This window comes from Bradyrhizobium sp. INPA03-11B (assembly GCF_040446015.1).
Lineage (GTDB): Bacteria > Pseudomonadota > Alphaproteobacteria > Rhizobiales > Xanthobacteraceae > Bradyrhizobium > Bradyrhizobium macuxiense_A.
Genome location: NZ_JASGSR010000040.1, coordinates 20,368 through 38,164 on the forward strand (window position 1 = coordinate 20,368; position 17,797 = coordinate 38,164).

A 17,797-nucleotide genomic window follows, 5' to 3' on the forward strand; every position below is an offset into this window, starting at 1 on the left:
CCGGTTTAGCTAGACCGGCGGGATGTCGCTAGGGGGATTCTCGTCAAAGCCATGCATGCGCAGGGCCCATTGCAAGCCGATCACGGCTCCCTTCACCGGCTGCAACAATGCCAGCGATGCGAACAGCGTGAGCGGCAGATAGATCGCAAGTTGCAGCCACACCGGCGGCGAATAGTTGGTCTCGATCCACAGCGCGGTCGGTACCACGATATGGCCGACAATGACGATGACGAGATAGGCGGGGAGATCGTCGGCGCGATGCGGTGAGAAATCGAGATCGCAGACCGGGCAATGGCCATCGCATTTCAGAAACTTGCGGAACAGGCTGCCTTTTCCGCAGCGTGGACAACGGCTGCGGAACCCGCGCTTCATTGCGCTCCACACGTCGCGCTTCTCGGATTCGGCCGCATCGCGGGTCCAGACCACCGTCGGCGGTGTCACGTCCATGACTTGCCTCGCTTCGATTTGCCGGACTTCTGCTTCGCAGTCTTGCGGTCCTTCTTGTTGCGCGATTTCCGCTCCTTGTGCGCCTTCTTGGCCGATCCTTTCGGACCCTTGCTGTGTCCCTTGCCAAATCCCGCGGCGCGGCGCTCGGTTCTCTTGCCGTCACGTTTTCTGTCACGCGGAATTGCCTGGCCGTCGGATAATAGCTCAAAGCGCAGTGCGCCGGCCACTGGTGCTGCCTCGACCAGCCGCACGTCGACGACATCGCCGAGCCGATACATGGCGCCGCTGCGCGTGCCGATCAGCGCATGGCGCGTCTCATCGTAGTTGAAATACTCGCTGCCGATGGTGCGGATCGGGATCAGGCCATCGGCGCCGGTGTCGTCGAGCTTCACGAACAGGCCGGCGCGCGTCACGCCGGAGATGCGGCCCTGGAACGAAGCGCCGACCTTGTCGGCAAGGAAATGCGCGATCAGCCGGTCGGTGGTCTCGCGCTCCGCCTTCATCGCTCGGCGCTCGGTGACGGAGATCTGCGCGGCGATCTCGGCCAGTGTCTCCACGCTCTCGTCGGTCGGTAGAGCGCCTTCGCCAAGGCCGAGCGCGCGGATCAGCGCGCGATGCACGATCAGATCGGCGTAGCGGCGGATCGGCGAAGTGAAGTGCGCGTAGCGGCGCAGGTTCAAGCCGAAATGGCCGTAGTTCTCGGCGGAGTATTCGGCCTGCGCCTGCGAACGCAGCACCACCTCGTTGACCAGCGGCTCGTAATCCTCACCCGCAACTTGCGCCAGCACGCGATTGAATTGCGCGGGACGCAGCGCGCCCTGCTTGGTGAAGGGCAGGTCCAGCGTCTTCAGGAATTCCTGGAGGTTCTGCACCTTCTCCTGGCTCGGCTCGTCATGCACGCGATAGATCAGCGGCAGCGCCTTCTTCTCCAGCATCTCGGCCGCGGCGACATTGGCGAGGATCATGAATTCCTCGATCAGCCGGTGTGCGTCGAGCCGCTGCGGCACGATCACCCGATCGACGGTGCCGTCGGGTTTCAGCAGGATCTTGCGCTCGGGCAGATCGAGATCGAGCGGGTCGCGCTCGTTGCGCGCGAGCCTGACCAACTCATAGGCCGACCACAACGGCTTCAGGATCGGATCGAGGATGGGGCCCGTCGTGTCATCCGGCCTGCCGTCGATCGCGGCCTGCGCCTGCGCGTAGGCGAGTTTCGCGGCGGAGCGCATCAGCACGCGATGGAACGTGTGCGAGCGCTTGCGGCCGTCGGCGCCGATCACCATCCGCACCGCGAGCGCGCCGCGCGGCTCGCCCGGCACCAGCGAGCAGAGATTGTTGGAGATGCGCTCGGGCAGCATCGGCACCACGCGGTCGGGGAAATACACCGAGTTGCCACGCTGGAGTGCGTCGCGGTCGAGCGCCGAGCCGGGCCGCACATAGTAGGCGACGTCCGCGATCGCGACATGGACGATGAAGCCGCCCTTGTTATTGGGATCGGTGTCGACCTCCGCATGCACGGCGTCGTCGTGGTCCTTCGCATCTGGCGGATCGATGGTGACGAGCGGCACGTCGCGCCAGTCTTCGCGGCCCTGCAACGTTGCGGGTTTTGCCTCTTCGGCCTCGCGAAGCGCAGAAGACGAAAACACCTGCGGGATGTCGTGGGTGTTGATCGCGATCAGGCTGATCGCCTTTTCACTGGCGATCGAGCCGAGCCGCTCTTTGACGCGGGCGGAGGCAAGCCCGTAGCCGCGGGTGCGGATCAGGTCGACGCTGATGAGGTCGCCGTCCTCGGCGCCGCCGGTATCCGGCTTGGCGATGTTGAGCTCGCGGCCGGCCTGCTTCTTGTCGACCGGGATCAGCCGCCCGCCGCCATCCGGGTTGCGGCGGAAGATGCCGAGGATGCGCGTGCGCCCGTGATCGATCACCTTGATGACACGGCCGCGATAGGGCGTGCCGTCTTGCTCGTCGGTCACCTCGACCCGCAGCAGCGCGCGATCGCCGACGCCGGCGGTGGTGCCGGGTTTCGGCCGCCGCGGCGTCTCGATGCGGATTTTCGGAGCGGTGCCGTTCTCTTCGCTATCCCACTCGGCGGGCATCGCGATCAACTCGCCGTCGCTGTCGCGGCCGGTGATGTCGGCGAGCACGGTTGGCGGCAGCGCCGCCGGCTCGTGGATCTTGCGGCCGCGCTTGGCGACCGTGCCGTCGTCGGCGAGCTCGCCGAGGATCCGCTTCAGCTCGATGCGGTCGGCGTTCTTCAGGCCGAACTCGCGCGCGATCTCGCGGGTGCCGACCTTGCCTGGATTGGCGCGGATGAAGGCGACGATGGCGTCCCGGCCCGGAAAGCCATGGTCGGGTTTTCGTTTCACTTATCCTCGTGCCTTGCCGGCGCTCTTCTTCGCGGGCGCTTTCGCTGACGTCGATGACTTTGCAGGCGATGTCTTGGCGCCCGAAGCGACCGGCGCGCGCGCCTTGCTGGTCGCATCTGATTTCGGCTTCGCGGCGGCCTTCTTCGCAGCCTTCTTGGCGGGCTTGGCCTCGGCGTCGCCGTCGGCTGCGTCAGCCTTCTTTTCGGATTTGGCCTTGGCAGGCTTTGCCGCCTTCTTGACCTTCTTGCCGCCGCCCTTGGCCGCGCGTTCGTCGATCAGCGCGATCGCTTCCGCGAGGGTGACCTCGTCGGGCGTGCGGTCGCTCGGGATCGTCGCGTTGACACCGCCGGCCGCGACATAGGCGCCGTAGCGGCCGTTCTTCAGCGCGACCGCGCCGAGCGTCGGGTGATCGCCGAGCGGCTTGCCGGGATCGGCGCCGAAGCGGCGACCGCTCGGCCCCTTGGCGATCTTCTCCGCGATCAGCGTCACGGCGCGGTTCAAGCCGATGTCGAACACCTCATCGCCGGCCTCGAGGCTGGCATAGGTCTTCTCGTGCTTGACGAACGGCCCGAACCGGCCGAGGCCGGCGGTGATCGGCTGCCCGGTTTCCGGATGCTTGCCGATCTCGCGCGGCAGCGACAACAGCTTCAGCGCCAGTTCGAGATCGACATCGGCAGGTGAGGTGCCCTTCGGAATCCCCGCGCGCTTCGGCTTCTCGCCTTCGGCGTAATCCTTCTGCTCGCCGAGCTGGATGTAGGGGCCGAAGCGGCCGGCCTTCACCGTGACGTCGAACCCGGTGTCGGGATCGGTGCCGAGCACGCGGTCGGCGCTCTCGGCGCTGTCGGCCGCGAGCGGACGGGTGTAGCGGCATTCCGGATAGTTCGAGCAGCCGACGAAGGCGCCGAACTTGCCGGCCTTGAGGTTGAGCCGGCCGGTGCCGCAGGTCGGGCATTGCCTGACGTCGCCGCCATCCGCGCGCGGCGGATAGATGTGCGGGCCGAGCATCTCGTCGAGCGCATCGAGCACCTCGGCGACGCGGAGGTCCTTGATGTCGTTGACCGCACCGATGAAGCCGCGCCAGAAATCCTGCAGCACCTGCTGCCAGGCGATCTCGTTGTTGGAGATGCGATCGAGCTGCTCCTCGAGATCGGCGGTGAAGTCGTACTCGACATAGCGTGAGAAGAAGTTCTCCAGGAACGCGACCACGACGCGGCCCTTGTCCTCGCCGTGCAGCCGCTTCTTCTCGAGCTTGACGTAGCCGCGGTCCTTCAGCACCTGCAGGATCGAGGCGTAGGTCGAGGGACGGCCGATGCCGAGCTCTTCCATCCGCTTGACCAATGATGCTTCCGAGAAGCGCGGCGGCGGTTCGGTGAAATGCTGAGTGACGGCGAGGCTCTGGCGCTTCACGGCCTCGCCCTGGCTCATCGCGGGCAGGCGGCGCGAATCCTCGTCCTCCTCGTCGTCGCGGCTTTCCTGGTAGAGCGCGAGGAAGCCGTCGAACTTGATGACCTGGCCGGAAGCGCGCAGCTCCAGCACGCGGGACCCGGCCTTGGCCTCGATGTCGACCGTGGTGCGCTCGAGCTCGGCCGACTCCATCTGGCTCGCAATGGTGCGCTTCCAGATCAGTTCATAGAGCCGTGCCTGATCGGCATCGAGCCGGCGGCCAATGGCGGCCGGGCGGCGCGACAGATCGGTCGGGCGGATCGCTTCGTGCGCTTCCTGCGCGTTCTTGGCCTTGGCCTGGTACTGGCGCGGGGCATCCGGCACGTAGGCGTTGCCATAGTCCTCGCCGATCACCTTGCGCGCCTGCGTGATCGCCTCGGGCGCGATCTGCACGCCGTCGGTTCGCATATAGGTGATGAGGCCGGTGGTCTCGCCGCCGATGTCGATCCCCTCATAGAGCCGCTGCGCAATGCGCATGGTGTGCGCCGGCGCGAAGCCCAGCTTGCGGCTCGCTTCCTGCTGCAGGGTCGAGGTGGTGAAAGGCGCCTGCGGATTGCGCCGCGCCGGCTTGGCTTCGACGGTCGCGACCTTGAACAGCGCGGCCTCGATCGCCTTCTTGAAGTCCTCGGCTTCCGCGCCGGACCCGATGTCGAGCCGGGCGATCTTCTTGCCGTCGGCGCCGACGAGCCGCGCCTCGAAGGCTTCGCCGCGCGGTGTCAGCAGCGTCGCGACCAGCGACCAGTACTCCCGCGGCACGAACTTCTCGATCTCGAGCTCGCGGTCGCAGACCAGCCGCAGCGCGACCGATTGCACGCGGCCGGCCGAGCGGGCGCCGGGCAGCTTGCGCCACAGCACGGGCGAGAGGGTGAAGCCGACCAGATAGTCCAGCGCGCGGCGCGCCATATAGGCGTCGACCAGCGCGCCGTCGATCTGGCGCGGCGCCTTCATCGCCTCGGAGACGGCCTGCTTGGTGATGGCGTTGAACACCACGCGCTCGACCTTCTGGTCCTTCAGCGCGCGCTTCTCCTTCATCACCTCCAGCACGTGCCAGGAGATCGCCTCGCCCTCACGATCAGGGTCGGTTGCGAGGATCAGGCGGTCGGCACCCTTGAGCGCCTTGGCGATGTCGTTGAGCCGGCTCGCCGCCTTGGCATCGACCTCCCAGATCATCTGGAAATTGGCGTCCGGATCGACGGAACCGTTCTTGGCCGGGAGGTCGCGAACATGGCCGAACGACGCCAGGACCTCATAGGAGGACCCCAGATATTTGTTGATCGTCTTGGCCTTGGCCGGCGACTCCACAATGACGATATTCATGTCATTCCAATAGCTTACGGGAAAAGTTGAAGGCGAATTCCGCTAGACTCGCGGCCCGCCGTGTCGGGGCGAACATGGGTGCTGGGGCGGTCGGTGTCAAATCGCCAGATATTGAAGGTGGGGCTCAAACTGTGGAGTTCCTATCTCAAAGGTTGAAAAATGCGTCCTAGAGTTGCGGCCGGGAAGGGCGTATCTCTTTATATATGGGGTGGGAATTGGATTAGGCCTTTTGAGCAGCATAGGGGGCGGCCGGAAGCGCAAGCCGCCCGGCCGGCGGCGACCGGCAAGCGACGAGACAACTGGGGAGGGCGGCCCGGACGACGCCCTGGTCCTGATCGCAGCCGCAGCGTCCGAACTCGCCAAACTCGCCCAGCGCCACAAATTCGAAGTCCTGGACCATCTGCTCGCGATGACCCGCCTGGAGGCCGACGATCAACTGCGCGCGCGCAGCCGAAGGAAGCTGTCGTGAGGGGAGGTGCTGCGGGATGACGACCCGGGCGTTGTGCGCGCGGCTCTCTCCGTTCGTCGTCCTGGCTTTCCGCCAGGACGACAGCAGTGAATGGTTCTCGATTAAAGGTGCCAAACACGCGGTGTCATCACCCGCGCATGCGCCCGCGCTCCACGCAAGCTACGCAGTCGCGAGACGCCGCGCGCGCTTTGGCGCAGGCCGCGGCTTCAGCGTCGTATCCGCCGCGCCCAGCACGCGGCCGTCCTGCGAATAGAGAGCAAGCTTCTTCACCGGCTTGCCCTTGTCGCGGTCGACCATGACGGTCGCGATCTCGTCCGGATGCTCGTCGAATTCCTCGGTCCATTGCCGCAGCGCGACCAGGATTGGAAAGATGCCGTGGCCCTTCGGCGTCAGCACATATTCCTGATAGGCGCTGCCGTCGGAGGCGGGGACCGTCTTCAGAATGCCGCGCTCGACCAGCGTGCGCAGCCGCGTGGCGAGGATGTTCTTGGCAAGCCCGAGGCCTGCCTGGAATTCGCCGAAGCGGCGCCGGCCGAGGCTGGCGTCGCGGATGATCAAGAGCGACCACCAGTCGCCGAACACGTCGAGCGCGCGCGCCACCGGGCAACTATCGCCTGCAAGGCTGGTTCTCTTCACCACGCATCTCCAGAAATTTGTTTTGAGGCGTTTTCTTCACGCGAACCGGTATCCACTTCGCCCGAAAACGCTTTGATGAGCCATCACGACCTTGTGTGGTTGCAATATTAAACCTGATGCCTTAGGTAGGCAATGAAGTTTAATAATGCAACCATATTGGAGGCGGACAAATGAGACTGGCAAACAAGACGGCGTTGATCACCGGCGGCAACAGCGGCATCGGGCTTGCGACGGCAAAGCTGTTCATCGCCGAAGGCGCCAAGGTCGTCATCACCGGGCGCAACAAGGAGACGCTTGCGGCGGCCGCCAAGGAGTTCGGACCGAACGCGCTCGCGGTGGTGGCCGATGCCACCGACATCGCGGCGCTGGAGGCCGCGGTGAAGCAGGGCGCGGAGAAATTCGGAAAGTATGATGTGCTGTTCGCCAATGCCGGCATTCCCGGCCAGACACCGGTCGGCGGCACCACGCTTGCCGCATTCGAAAATGTGATCCGCACCAATCTCACCGGCGTGTTCTTCACCGTGCAGGCGGTCGCGCCTTATCTCAACGACGGCGCGTCGATCATTCTCAACGGCTCGGTGATTTCGGTGCTCGGCAATCCCGGCTACTCGGCCTATGCCGCGAGCAAGGCCGGAGTGCGCGCGATGGCGCGGGTGATGGCGTCAGAACTGTCGCCGCGCAACATCCGTGTCAACGTGGTGGCGCCGGGCGCCGTGCGGACGCCGATCTGGGGCGCGGCGATCGCAACGCCCCAGGCCGAGAAAGCCTTCGAGCAGCGAATCGGTATGACCACCCCGCTCGGGCGGATCGGCGAACCCGATCACATCTCGAAGACCGTGCTGTTCCTCGCATCCGACGACGCGGCCCATGTGCAGGGGCAGGAACTGTTCATCGATGGCGGCTCAACGGCGTCGCCCGCCGGCGCGCCGATCTATCGCGGATAGAAGTTGTTTCTAATTGTACGGAGCGGCCGGTGTGAAACGGATCACACCGGCCGCTGTCATGCGCGACTATCATTGCCTCGTTGTCTAAGCATGATCTCTTCGGAAAACCGCTTCGCACTTTTCCGGACCATGCTCGAACCTTTGACGTGTTCCCGGGACTCTTGAACAGGGCTGGGATTTTTTTCACCACGGAAACATTTTGGAGTGCCGTCATGCCGAGAGCAGCTCGTATTGCGACCCCGATCAAGGTTTCGTCTGCGTCCGACAATTTAGACTCGTCAGACTCGGCACAGCTTGTGACGGTCGCGCTGTTTTCCGGCATCGGCCTGTTGATTTCGCTCGTCGCCGTCATCTGCGGCATCCAAGGCGTCTGGTTCTGAGGCTCAGCCCACATCCGTCATCGCCGCGCGTGCGGGGTATCCAGTACGCCGCGGCCCATCGGTTCAATCACGACCGCCTCTGGAATGCTGGGTCACCCGCTTTCGCGGGTGACGACAGCTTCTCCGGAGCTAGGCGGCGTTCAGGCTGCCGGCGGCCTGCAGCGCCCCCGCAACCGCCTTCTCGCGATGCTCGGGGCCGATCTGAATGCCATCGGCCGGAATGAATTCGAGATTCCTGACGCCGATGAAGCCGAACACGCCGCGCAGATAGGTCTCGAGGTGCTCGAGCGCGGCCATCGGAGTGTCGGCGCCGTAATAGCCGCCACGCGAGATCGCGATGATGACGCGCTTGTTACCGGCCAGACCCTCGACGCCGCCGGCGCCGTATTTGAAGGTCTTGCCCGCGACCACGACGCGATCGATCCAGGCCTTCAGCTGGCTCGGAATGGTGAAATTGTACATCGGAGCGCCGATCACGACGATGTCGGCGGCGAGGAACTCGTCCAGGACCGCCTGGCCGGTCGCGATGTCGTCGCGCACCGACGGGTCCGGTGCCGCGCCTTGGCTGGCCGCGAGGTGCAGGCCGGAGAGGTGGGCGAGCGGGGTCTGCGTGAGGTCGCGGTAGCTCACGACGAGGCCGGGATTGGCCTGGCGCAGCCGCTCGACGGCGGCGGCGGAGACCTGGCGGCTGACGGAGTGGGGGCCGAGGACCGAAGAGTCGATGTGCAGAAGTTTCATGGCAGGGGTCACCTTTGGTATAGGTTTGTAACTGGCGCTATATGAGTGACCGCCCTAAACCTCCGCAAGAACGCACATTTTTGAAACCCGAGCACACCGATGAGACCCGAGAACATTGATGTAACTGGTCTGCCGCCGCGGCCCAGTCCCGACCACAGCGATTGCCGTGCGGTGGCCTCCGTGCTGGCGCGGGTCGGCGACAAATGGAGCGTGTTCGTGATCATGATGCTGATCGACGGGCCGAAGCGGTTCAACGAATTGAAGCGCATGATCAATGGCATCTCGCAGCGGATGCTGACGCTCACGCTGCGCGGCCTGGAGCGCGACGGGCTGGTGACCCGCACCGTGTTCCCGACCATCCCGCCGCGGGTCGACTATGAGCTGACCGATCTTGGCCGCGGGCTGGCAGAGCCGGTGAAGGCGCTCGGCCAGTGGGCGTTCACGCATCTGCCGGAGATCGAGGGCGCGCGGAACGATTTTGATGCGCGGAATGCGGAGTGATGAGTCCGTAGCCATCACGTACCGACAGCAGTCCGTCATCCTGAGGTGCGAGCGTAGCGCGTCTCGAAGGATGCACGGCCCGACCGGCGGCCGTCGATCCTTCGAGACGCGCTACGCGCTCCTCAACGATGACGGGGAAAGGTTTGCGTGTGCAGCGGCACGGAAGCGCTAAATCATCGACACCAGCCCGCCGCCCTGACGCTCCAGCTTGCCCGCCAATTCAAGCTCCAGCAGCACGGCGCGGACGACGGCGGGCGAGACGTCCGCCATCCGGATCAGATCGTCGAGGCTGATCGGGCTCGGCCCGAGCAGATTGATGATGCGGGCGCGATCGCCGCCATCTGTGGCAAAGTCCAGCGGCTCGTCGTCTTCGCGCGCGTCGAGCATGATCGGCCGCTCCATGATCGGCGTCACCGCGCTGATGACGTCGGCAGCTTCAGTGACCAGCGTGGCGCCTTGCTTGATCAAATCGTTGGCGCCGGCGGCGCGCGGATCGATCGGCGAGCCCGGCACCGCGAACACCTCGCGGCCCTGTTCGGCGGCCATCCGCGCCGTGATCAATGAGCCCGAGCGGTGCGCGGCCTCCACGATCACGACGCCGAGCGAGGCGCCCGAGATCAGCCGGTTACGGCGTGGGAAGTCGCGCGCCCGCGGCACGTGGCCGAGCGGCATCTCCGAGATCGCAGCGCCCTGCGCAAGCAGGGCGGCCAGCAGATCCTCATGCTCCGGCGGGTAGATCCTGTCGTGGCCGCCGGCGAGCACGGCGACCGTGCCGCTTGCGACCGTCGCGCGATGCGCCGCCTGGTCGATGCCGCGGGCAAGGCCCGAGATCACGACAAAGCCGGCATCGCCGAGATCGCGCGCCAGCTGGCCTGCGAATTTCAGCCCGGCGCCGGAGGCGTTGCGCGAGCCGACGATCGCGATCATCGGGCGCATCAAACTGTCGCGGTCACCGCGCACGGCAAGCAGCGGCGGCGCGTCGTCGATGGTGGCAAGCCGCGCCGGATAGTGCGCTTCCTCCGGCGCGACGAGGTCGATGCCGAATTTTCGGCAGGCGGCGAGCTCCGCGGTCGCGTCAGCCTCGCTGCAGATGCGCGAGGGGCCCGATGCGCCGCCGCGGCGCGCGAGATCCGGCAGGCGCTCCAGCGCCCGCGCCGCATCGCCAAAATGGCGGAGCAGCGATGCAAAGGTGCGCGGGCCGACATTGTCGGAGCGGATCAGCCGCAGGCGGTTGAGCCGTTCGGCGTCGGTGAGTTTTGGTGCGCTGGGGGACCGGTCATGCATGCGGGGTGCAGCTTCGCCCAACCTGAGATTGTGATCAACTGCGACATTGGCGCAGCGCGGCGCAACGCGCTAAAAGCAGCCGCCAATGCCAGGGAATCTGTTCATGATCTCACTTGCCGACCTCCAAGCGCGTATCGAGCAGGGCGCGCTGTCGCCTGAAGCGGCCATTGATCAATCGCTGCAGGCGATCGGTGCGCAGGACAAGGCGATCGGCGCCTTTGTCTGCCATGACGAGAGCGCCCGAGCGCAAACTGCCGGGCCATTGCGCGGTATTGCAGTCGGCATCAAGGACATCATCGATACCGCCGATTTCCCGACCGAGATGGGGGCTGCGATCTATCGCGGCCATCAGCCGCGCGCCGATGCGCCGGTCGTGATGGCGCTGAAGCAGGCCGGTGCGACCATCATCGGCAAGACCACGACGACCGCGTTCGCGGCCAACGATCCGACCGCGACGGTCAATCCGCACAATCACACGCATACGCCGGGCGGATCGTCGTCGGGCTCGGCCGCCGCGGTCGCGGCCGGCATGATTCCGCTCGCGCTCGGTACGCAGACCGGCGGCTCGGTGATCCGGCCGGCCTCGTTCTGCGGCGTCGCTGCGATCAAGCCGAGCTACCGGCTGTTGCCGACCGTCGGCGTGAAGTGTTTTTCGTGGACGCTCGATACCGTGGGGCTGTTTGGCGCCGGCGTGCGCGACGTCGCGCTGGGGCTGGCTGCGATGACGAGGCGGCCTGACCTCGTGGTGCCGTCGCAGCTCGCGGCGCCGCGCATCGGCGTGGTGACGCAGGCCTTCGCCGGCGCGCCTGAACCATCCGGCGCGGAGGCGTTGCAGAGGGCCGCGCGCGCGGCGGAGCAGGCGGGCGCGGCGGTGTGCGAAATTGCCGTGCCTGACGTCATCGCGGAGGCGTGGCGGATCCATCCTGACGTGCAGGAGTTCGAGGCGCACCAGTCGCTCGCCTGGGAATACCGGCAGAACTACGATGCGATGCCGCCGCTGCTGCGCGGCCGGCTCGACGAGAGCAGGGGCGGCACGCCGGCGGAATACGACGCGGCTGTCGGCGTCACGCTGCGCGCGCGACAGGCGCTCGCCACTGTTCTCACCGAGGTCGACGTGCTGCTGACGCTGTCGGCGCCGGGCGCGGCGCCCAAGGGCCTGACGTCGACCGGCGATCCCCGTTACAACCGGCTCTGGACTTTGATGGGCGCGCCCTGCGTCAACGTGCCGACGCTCACCGCCGAGGGCGGATTGCCCGTCGGCGTGACCGTGATCGCGGGCTTCGGCGACGACGCCAAGGCGCTGGCGGCGGCGAGCTTTGTCGAGGATGCGCTGAGGGAATGATCACCGTCGTTCCGGGGCGCGAAGCGAACCCGGAACCTCGAGATTCCGGGTTCGATGCTGCGCATCGCCCCGGAATGACGGCAAACTACCTCTTCTCGCCGATCTTGCCTTCGGTGCCGGCCTGCAGCCGCTTGATGTTCTCGCGGTGCATGTAGAACAAGAGCAGCGTCAGCACGGCGAACAGCGAGGCAAGCGCGTTGTGGCCGAACCACCACAGGAACAGCGGCGTCACGAATGCGGCGATCAAGGCCGATAGCGACGAGTAGCGTGTGGTGTAGGCGGTGCCGAGCCAGATCACGGCAAAGATCAGCGCCGCCGGCCAGAACAGGCCGAGCAGCACGCCGAGATAGGTCGCGACACCCTTGCCGCCGCGGAATTTCAGCCAGACCGGGAAGAGGTGGCCGAGGAACGCCCCCAGCGCCGCCAGCATTGCCGCGTTCGGGCCGTCGATCGTGCCAGCGATGATGACCGCGACCGTGCCCTTCAGCATGTCGCCGATCAGCGTCGCCGCGGCGAGGCCCTTACGGCCGGTGCGCAGCACGTTGGTGGCGCCGATATTGCCGGAGCCGATGGTGCGCAGGTCCTGCGTGCCGGCGAGCCGGGTGAGGACCATGCCGAACGGGATCGAGCCCAGGAGATAGCCGATCAGCAAGGCGACCGGCAGGAACGCGTCAGCAGACATCGCGGTGGCTCCCTGGACGGCCGGTCCGGTCCAATTTGGACGAATCCATCAATGAAATATTAACCATCGATCCGCACCATGGCCGTGGAAATGAGGGAGCTTATCATGGCTTCTGTTCGCAGGCGGCTGGAGCAGCTTTTGTTTGTCGTTTACGTCGCGGCCATCGTCGTTGGAACGACGATGGAGGCGATGTCGCAACTCGCGGCGCGTTAGGTTCCACTCCGATTTAAACGTGTTCGTACACGGTGCGTCCGCCCACGATGGTCCGCGTCACGCGGCCCGAGAAGCGGGCGTCGTCGAACGGCGTATTCTTGCACAGCGATTTCAGATCGTCGCGATCGAGCACCCAGGGGGTGTCGGCGTCGATCACGATCACGTCGGCCGGCGCACCGGCACGTAGGGTGCCGCCCGGCAGGCCGAGCAGTTCCGCCGGCCGCGTCGACATCGCCCGGATCAGCGTCTTGAAGTCCATCTCGCCATTGTGGATCAGCCGTAGCGCTGCCGGCAGCATGGTTTGCAGGCCGACTGCGCCGCTCGCCGCTTCCGCGAACGGCAGCCGCTTGACCTCGACGTCCTGCGGATTGTGATCGCTCATCACGACATCGATCAGCCCGGAGGCCAGCGCTGCGACCAGCGCCTTGCGGTCTTCCTCGGTACGCAGCGGCGGCGCCAGCTTCAGGAAGGTGCGGTAGGGGCCGATGTCGTTCTCGTTCAAGGTCACGTGGTTGATCGAGACCGAGGCCGAGACGTTGTGACCGGCGTCGCGGGCGCGCTTGAGAATCTCCAGCGACTCGGTCGAGGTCAGCGAGGCCGCGTGATAGCGCCCGCCGGTCAGGCTGGCGAGCCGCATGTCGCGCTCGAGCATGATCGACTCGGCGGCGGTCGGAATGCCGGCGAGCCCGAGCCTTGTGGCGAATTCGCCTTCGTTCATCACGCCTTCGCCCACCAGGTGCGGGTCCTCGGTGTGATGCACGATCAACGCGTCGAAATCGCGGGCGTAGGTCAGCGCGCGCCGCATCACCTGGGCGTTGGTGACGCTGCGGTCGCCGTCGGTGAAGGCGACGGCGCCGGCGGCCTTCAAGAGGCCGATCTCGGTCATCTCCTGGCCCTGCATGCCCTTGGTCAGCGCCGCCATCGGATGGATGTTGACGATTGCGGTGTCGCGGGCGCGGCGCAGCACGAAGTCCACGGTCGCCGAATTGTCGATCACCGGCGAGGTGTCGGGCTGGCAGATGATGGTGGTGATGCCGCCGGCGGCGGCGGCCTGGCTGGCGGAGGCAAAGGTCTCGCGGTGGCTGGCGCCGGGTTCACCGACGAAGGCGCGCATGTCGATCAGGCCGGGGGCCACGATCTTGCCGGCGCAATTGACGATGTCGGTGCCTTCGGGGACGCCGGCGGCGCCGATGCCGCGCTTGGCGTCACGGATCACGCCGTCGGCGATCAGGACATCGCCCGGACCGTCGAAGTCGCGCGACGGATCGATGACGCGGGCGTTGGCGAGCAGGATGGGGCGGCGGTCGGTCAGCATCGGTCTCACGCGTTCGGCAGGTTGCGGGCGAGCGCTTCCAGCACCGCCATGCGCACTGCCACACCCATTTCTACTTGTTCACGGATCAGCGATTGCGCGCCGTCGGCGACGAAGGTGTCGATCTCGACACCGCGGTTCATCGGGCCCGGATGCATCACCAGCGCGTCCGGCTTGGCGTAGCCGAGCTTCTTCTGGTCGAGGCCGAAATAGTGGAAATACTCGCCCGACGACGGCACGAAGGAGCCGTTCATGCGCTCGCGCTGCAGCCGCAGCATCATCACGATGTCGGCGCCGTTGAGCCCCTCGCGCATGTCGCGCGCGACCTCGACGCCCATCCGCTCGATCCCGGGCGGCAGCAGCGTGGAGGGGGCCACCACGCGGACGCGGGCGCCCATGGTGTTGAGCAGGAAGATGTTGGAGCGCGCCACGCGCGAATGCAGCACGTCGCCGCAGATCGCGATCGTCAGCCCCTCGAGCCGGCCCTTGTTGCGCCGGATCGTCAGTGCGTCGAGCAGCGCCTGGGTCGGGTGCTCGTGGCTGCCGTCGCCGGCATTGATCACGGAACCGTCAACCTTGCGTGCCAAGAGCTCGACCGCACCGGAGGCGTGGTGGCGCACCACCAGGATGTCGGGGTGCATCGCGTTCAGCGTCACCGCGGTGTCCATCAAGGTCTCGCCCTTGCGGGTCGACATCGATGACACCGACATGTTCATGACGTCGGCGCCCAGGCGTTTTCCGGCGATCTCGAACGAGGACTGGGTCCGGGTCGAGGCCTCGAAGAACAGATTGACCTGGGTGCGGCCGCGCAGACTGGCGCGTTTCTTGTCGACCTGGCGGTTAAGCTCGACATACTCCTCGGAGAGGTCGAGCAGGCCCGTGATGTCGTCAGCGGAAAGGCCCTCGATGCCCAGCAAATGCCGGTGGCCGAGGACAAAAGTCGATTTCAATGATGGGGTCATTAAAGCCAGAGCTATAGGCGCGGATGGCCGGTGGGGCAAGCGCGAAGAGGGCCGGGGGGAGTTTTCCCCGAGTAAGATGTGGCCGGGCTCTGGACGCCAGTCTCGGGCAGCCGCGCCTTGCTTCTGCGGGCGTTTCCGGAACATGACTTGGACGGCCCGATCAGCCCGGCCATGACATGGGAGCGTGGACGCCGTGAAACTTGTCGTGATCGTCGTCGCTGCCGTCATGAGCCTGGTCGCACCGGTTCTTGGCCAGAACCTCCCCGGCGACTTTGCGTTCCTCGGCGACATCGACCCGACCATCATCCAGGACATCCGCTACGCCGGCGTGAACAATTTCATGGGCCGGCCGATCGCGGGCTATGGCGCGGCAGAATGCGTGGTGAAGCGGGAGGTGGGGCTGCGGCTCAGGGCCGTGCAGCAGGAACTGGCCCGGCAAAAGCTGTCGCTGAAGATGTTCGATTGCTACCGGCCGGCCCGCGCGGTCGCCGATATGGTGGCGTGGTCGAAGAACGGCAAGGAGACCGCCGCCGAGCGGCGCTACAATCCGGCCTTCTCGAAGGCAGACCTGTTCCGCCTCGGCTACATCGCCACCCATTCGGGGCATTCGACCGGTGCCGCGGTCGATCTCACGCTGGTCGATCTGACCGCCGACAATTCGCGCAAATTCGATCCGGCCAAGGACTATGCCGACTGCACTGCGCCGGTCGCCGCGCGCGCCCCAGAAGGCAGCGTCGACATGGGCACGGGCTATGACTGTTCCGACGTCAAGGCCCACACCGCTGCGGGCTCGATCACGCCGGCGCAGAGGCGCTGGCGGAGCATGCTGGTCGCGGCCATGGCCGGGCAGGGGTTCGCCAATTATTCAAAGGAATGGTGGCACTTTTCGCTGCCGGGGGCCGGTAGCTCGGCCTACGATTTCCCGATCACGCGCGCGCACTAGCGCCGGATTTTTCTCAAATCCAAGGTATTTCGGCAAGACAAAGCTTGCCATCGCATAAGTGGCTGAGTTCGCTTTCAACACTCTTTAATTGTGGCCGTATGAGGTGCGGGCATTGCGGGAGCACGAAGCATGCGTTTAGCAGCCTTTGCACTTATTGCCGCCGGCGCCGCCGGCATCGCGATCTACGATCAATACGACAAGGGTGCGAATTATCAGCGTGTCGATGCACGCATCAGCGCCGTCAACGATCAATGCTATCTGGAAAAGGTGGAGCGCGGCGTCATCACCAAGACGACGTGGACCTCTGACCTGACCCGTTGTGAGGTTGCCGAGTTGCTCCGCAAGGAGCATCCGAAGTGGCAGGGCTACGACCTAAGGCACAAGATCGACGTGCGCGTGGTCTACGTCTCGCCGGTCGATGGCGTCTCGCATCAGTCGAGCCTGCAGATGTCCTACTTCCCCAACGGCAAGCCGCTGCGCGCCGGCGACGTGTTTCCGGTGCTGGCCTCCAAGACCAAGGCGGACAAGACGCGCATGATCTGATTGTCGCGGCGGTTCGGGAGCTCGTCATGCGTGTCGGCGTCTACGGGATGATCGCGATCGGCCTTGCCGGCTTCTATGCCTATCGCGAGTTCGACAAGCGGGTGAACTTCCGCCCGATCGACGCCCGCGTCAGCAGCGTCAAGGAGCAGTGCTATCTGGAAAAGACGGAGGGAAATCGGAGCTCGACGTCCGATCTGCTGCCGTGCGAACTAACTGAGCTTCTGGCGCGCAACCATCCGAAATGGCAGGGCTACGACATCAAGCACAAGATCGAGATCCGGTTTGCCTATATCTCGCCCGTGGACGGCGCCGCGCATGAATCGTACCTGCAGATGGCGGCCTATCCCGATGGCCGGCCGCTGCGCGCCGGCGACATCTTCCCCGTCCAGGCGTCCCGGAAAGAAGCCAACAAGACCCGTGCCAACGACTGGCTGGACCGGCGGCTCGGCCGCCACGCGCCCCAGCATGGAAGCATCTAGGGCGGGCACTCATAGGTTCGGGATTGTCCGCTTGTGATTTCACTCGAGGTTGCGTTGTCGAATTAATGCACGATTTAGTATGCCGACGACATTGAGCCAATCGAGGCAGGCCCGCACATCAATCCTTTAGTCATTGCCGGATTAATCGTTACCGCATCTTGCGGAGGGATCATGCGTTCATTGCGAATTTTTGTGATGCTGATTTGCGGGAGCAGTGCGCTGACGGGCTGCAAGTCAGAGCCCCAGGTCAAGGAATATCCGTTCGGCGTCGTTGAAGCGGTGCGCCGCCTGGACAATTCCGACACCGGCGGCTTCCGCTATGCCCGCCATTGCGGCGTGCTGTTCACCTTCGGCAGTGTGAAATCCGACGACCGCACGGTGACCTGGACGGCGCGTGCGAACGGCAAGGCCGTTCTCACCTTCAACGTCGTTGTAGCCGAATCTCCCAAGGGCGTGACGCTGAAGCTCAACGTACCTCTCGAGCGCAACGGCCACGAAATTTACGACGGCACGCAGAATTACGGCCACCCGATACTGAAGCAGCCGATACGTCCGGCGATCGCAGAACTCATCGAGTCGGCGATCGAAAAGCGTTCATTTGACAATGAACGGGTCGAGGAGTCTGCGCGCTACCTTGATCGTAGTCCGTCTGGAGGCGCCTGCAGCGAGGATGCACAGATTTTGGCGCAGGGCTTCGCCGCCAACTACGACGATCCGCCCGGCCTTTCGATCGAGACGGCTCGAAAGCTTGCTGCCAAAAACAATTGGCCGGCGCACTGACGCGCTTGCCGATCGCGAA

18 protein-coding genes are annotated in these 17,797 nt (G+C 65.4%); 9 read left to right on the plus strand and 9 right to left on the minus strand.

The genetic code is table 11. The annotated features are described in order from the left end of the window. Positions 1-9: 9 nt before the first annotated feature. From QMZ05_RS18615 to topA, 3 genes are read right to left on the minus strand one after another with little or no spacing between them, the layout of a single operon-like run. Positions 10-447: a DUF983 domain-containing protein gene (locus QMZ05_RS18615; protein ID WP_353702065.1), complete on the minus strand. Its 438-nt coding sequence runs from the start codon at positions 445-447 to the stop codon at positions 10-12. Then, positions 438-2,810 carry a ribonuclease R gene (gene rnr, locus QMZ05_RS18620; protein ID WP_353702066.1) on the minus strand — a complete coding sequence of 791 codons (2,373 nt, stop codon included), beginning with the start codon at positions 2,808-2,810 and terminating at the stop codon, positions 438-440. The genes QMZ05_RS18615 and rnr overlap by 10 nt, the downstream gene beginning before the upstream one ends. Next, positions 2,811-5,570: a type I DNA topoisomerase gene (gene topA, locus QMZ05_RS18625; protein WP_353702067.1), complete on the minus strand. Its 2,760-nt coding sequence runs from the start codon at positions 5,568-5,570 to the stop codon at positions 2,811-2,813. It lies immediately after the preceding gene. Between the two features lie 229 nt (positions 5,571-5,799). Between topA and QMZ05_RS18630 the strand changes: the two genes are divergently transcribed. Then, positions 5,800-6,039 (plus strand): hypothetical protein, encoded by a 240-nt coding sequence (locus tag QMZ05_RS18630; RefSeq protein ID WP_353702068.1) that lies wholly within the window; start codon positions 5,800-5,802, stop codon positions 6,037-6,039. 159 nt (positions 6,040-6,198) lie between these two features. On the opposite strand, the gene QMZ05_RS18635 is transcribed toward QMZ05_RS18630, so the two are convergent. Then, a complete protein-coding gene (locus QMZ05_RS18635; RefSeq protein ID WP_353702069.1) occupies positions 6,199-6,678 on the minus strand; it encodes a helix-turn-helix domain-containing protein in 480 nt (159 codons plus the stop codon). A gap of 167 nt (positions 6,679-6,845) precedes the next feature. On the opposite strand from QMZ05_RS18635, the gene QMZ05_RS18640 reads away from it, so the two are divergent. Beyond that, positions 6,846-7,619, plus strand: coding sequence for a glucose 1-dehydrogenase (locus tag QMZ05_RS18640; RefSeq protein ID WP_353702070.1), 774 nt, complete (start codon positions 6,846-6,848; stop codon positions 7,617-7,619). A 212-nt stretch (positions 7,620-7,831) separates the two neighbouring features. Beyond that, positions 7,832-7,999, plus strand: coding sequence for a hypothetical protein (locus tag QMZ05_RS18645; RefSeq protein WP_353702071.1), 168 nt, complete (start codon positions 7,832-7,834; stop codon positions 7,997-7,999). 129 nt (positions 8,000-8,128) lie between these two features. Here QMZ05_RS18645 and QMZ05_RS18650 read toward each other — a convergent pair whose 3' ends face one another. After that, complete coding sequence (locus QMZ05_RS18650; protein WP_353702072.1) at positions 8,129-8,737, minus strand: FMN-dependent NADH-azoreductase; 609 nt, start codon at positions 8,735-8,737, stop codon at positions 8,129-8,131. A gap of 99 nt (positions 8,738-8,836) precedes the next feature. Here QMZ05_RS18650 and QMZ05_RS18655 point away from each other — a divergent pair, with 99 nt between their 5' ends. Next, positions 8,837-9,238, plus strand: coding sequence for a helix-turn-helix domain-containing protein (locus QMZ05_RS18655; protein WP_353702073.1), 402 nt, complete (start codon positions 8,837-8,839; stop codon positions 9,236-9,238). Positions 9,239-9,406: 168 nt separating this feature from the next. Here QMZ05_RS18655 and dprA read toward each other — a convergent pair whose 3' ends face one another. Continuing rightward, positions 9,407-10,522: a DNA-processing protein DprA gene (dprA, locus tag QMZ05_RS18660; RefSeq protein WP_353702074.1), complete on the minus strand. Its 1,116-nt coding sequence runs from the start codon at positions 10,520-10,522 to the stop codon at positions 9,407-9,409. A 103-nt stretch (positions 10,523-10,625) separates the two neighbouring features. Between dprA and QMZ05_RS18665 the strand changes: the two genes are divergently transcribed. Continuing rightward, positions 10,626-11,864, plus strand: coding sequence for an amidase (locus tag QMZ05_RS18665; RefSeq protein ID WP_353702075.1), 1,239 nt, complete (start codon positions 10,626-10,628; stop codon positions 11,862-11,864). A gap of 85 nt (positions 11,865-11,949) precedes the next feature. Here the strand turns inward: QMZ05_RS18665 and plsY are convergent, their stop codons facing one another. The 3 genes from plsY to QMZ05_RS18680 all read right to left on the minus strand — a co-directional run bounded on the left by plsY (position 11,950) and on the right by QMZ05_RS18680 (position 15,033). Then, the gene (gene plsY, locus QMZ05_RS18670; protein WP_279706475.1) at positions 11,950-12,546 is read right to left on the minus strand and encodes a glycerol-3-phosphate 1-O-acyltransferase PlsY; all 597 of its coding nucleotides are present in this window, start codon (positions 12,544-12,546) and stop codon (positions 11,950-11,952) included. Positions 12,547-12,772: 226 nt separating this feature from the next. Continuing rightward, positions 12,773-14,074 (minus strand): dihydroorotase, encoded by a 1,302-nt coding sequence (locus QMZ05_RS18675; protein WP_353702076.1) that lies wholly within the window; start codon positions 14,072-14,074, stop codon positions 12,773-12,775. A 5-nt stretch (positions 14,075-14,079) separates the two neighbouring features. Continuing rightward, the gene (locus tag QMZ05_RS18680; protein WP_026192854.1) at positions 14,080-15,033 is read right to left on the minus strand and encodes an aspartate carbamoyltransferase catalytic subunit; all 954 of its coding nucleotides are present in this window, start codon (positions 15,031-15,033) and stop codon (positions 14,080-14,082) included. A 226-nt stretch (positions 15,034-15,259) separates the two neighbouring features. Here QMZ05_RS18680 and QMZ05_RS18685 point away from each other — a divergent pair, with 226 nt between their 5' ends. The 4 genes from QMZ05_RS18685 (at position 15,260) to QMZ05_RS18700 (ending at position 17,778) form a co-directional block, all read left to right on the plus strand. Beyond that, positions 15,260-15,976: a M15 family metallopeptidase gene (locus tag QMZ05_RS18685; RefSeq protein ID WP_353702106.1), complete on the plus strand. Its 717-nt coding sequence runs from the start codon at positions 15,260-15,262 to the stop codon at positions 15,974-15,976. 129 nt (positions 15,977-16,105) lie between these two features. Then, a complete protein-coding gene (locus tag QMZ05_RS18690; RefSeq protein ID WP_353702077.1) occupies positions 16,106-16,519 on the plus strand; it encodes a hypothetical protein in 414 nt (137 codons plus the stop codon). Positions 16,520-16,545: 26 nt separating this feature from the next. Next, positions 16,546-16,998: a hypothetical protein gene (locus QMZ05_RS18695; protein ID WP_353702078.1), complete on the plus strand. Its 453-nt coding sequence runs from the start codon at positions 16,546-16,548 to the stop codon at positions 16,996-16,998. A 171-nt stretch (positions 16,999-17,169) separates the two neighbouring features. Further along, a complete protein-coding gene (locus QMZ05_RS18700) occupies positions 17,170-17,778 on the plus strand; it encodes a hypothetical protein (RefSeq protein WP_353702079.1) in 609 nt (202 codons plus the stop codon). Positions 17,779-17,797: the final 19 nt, after the last annotated feature.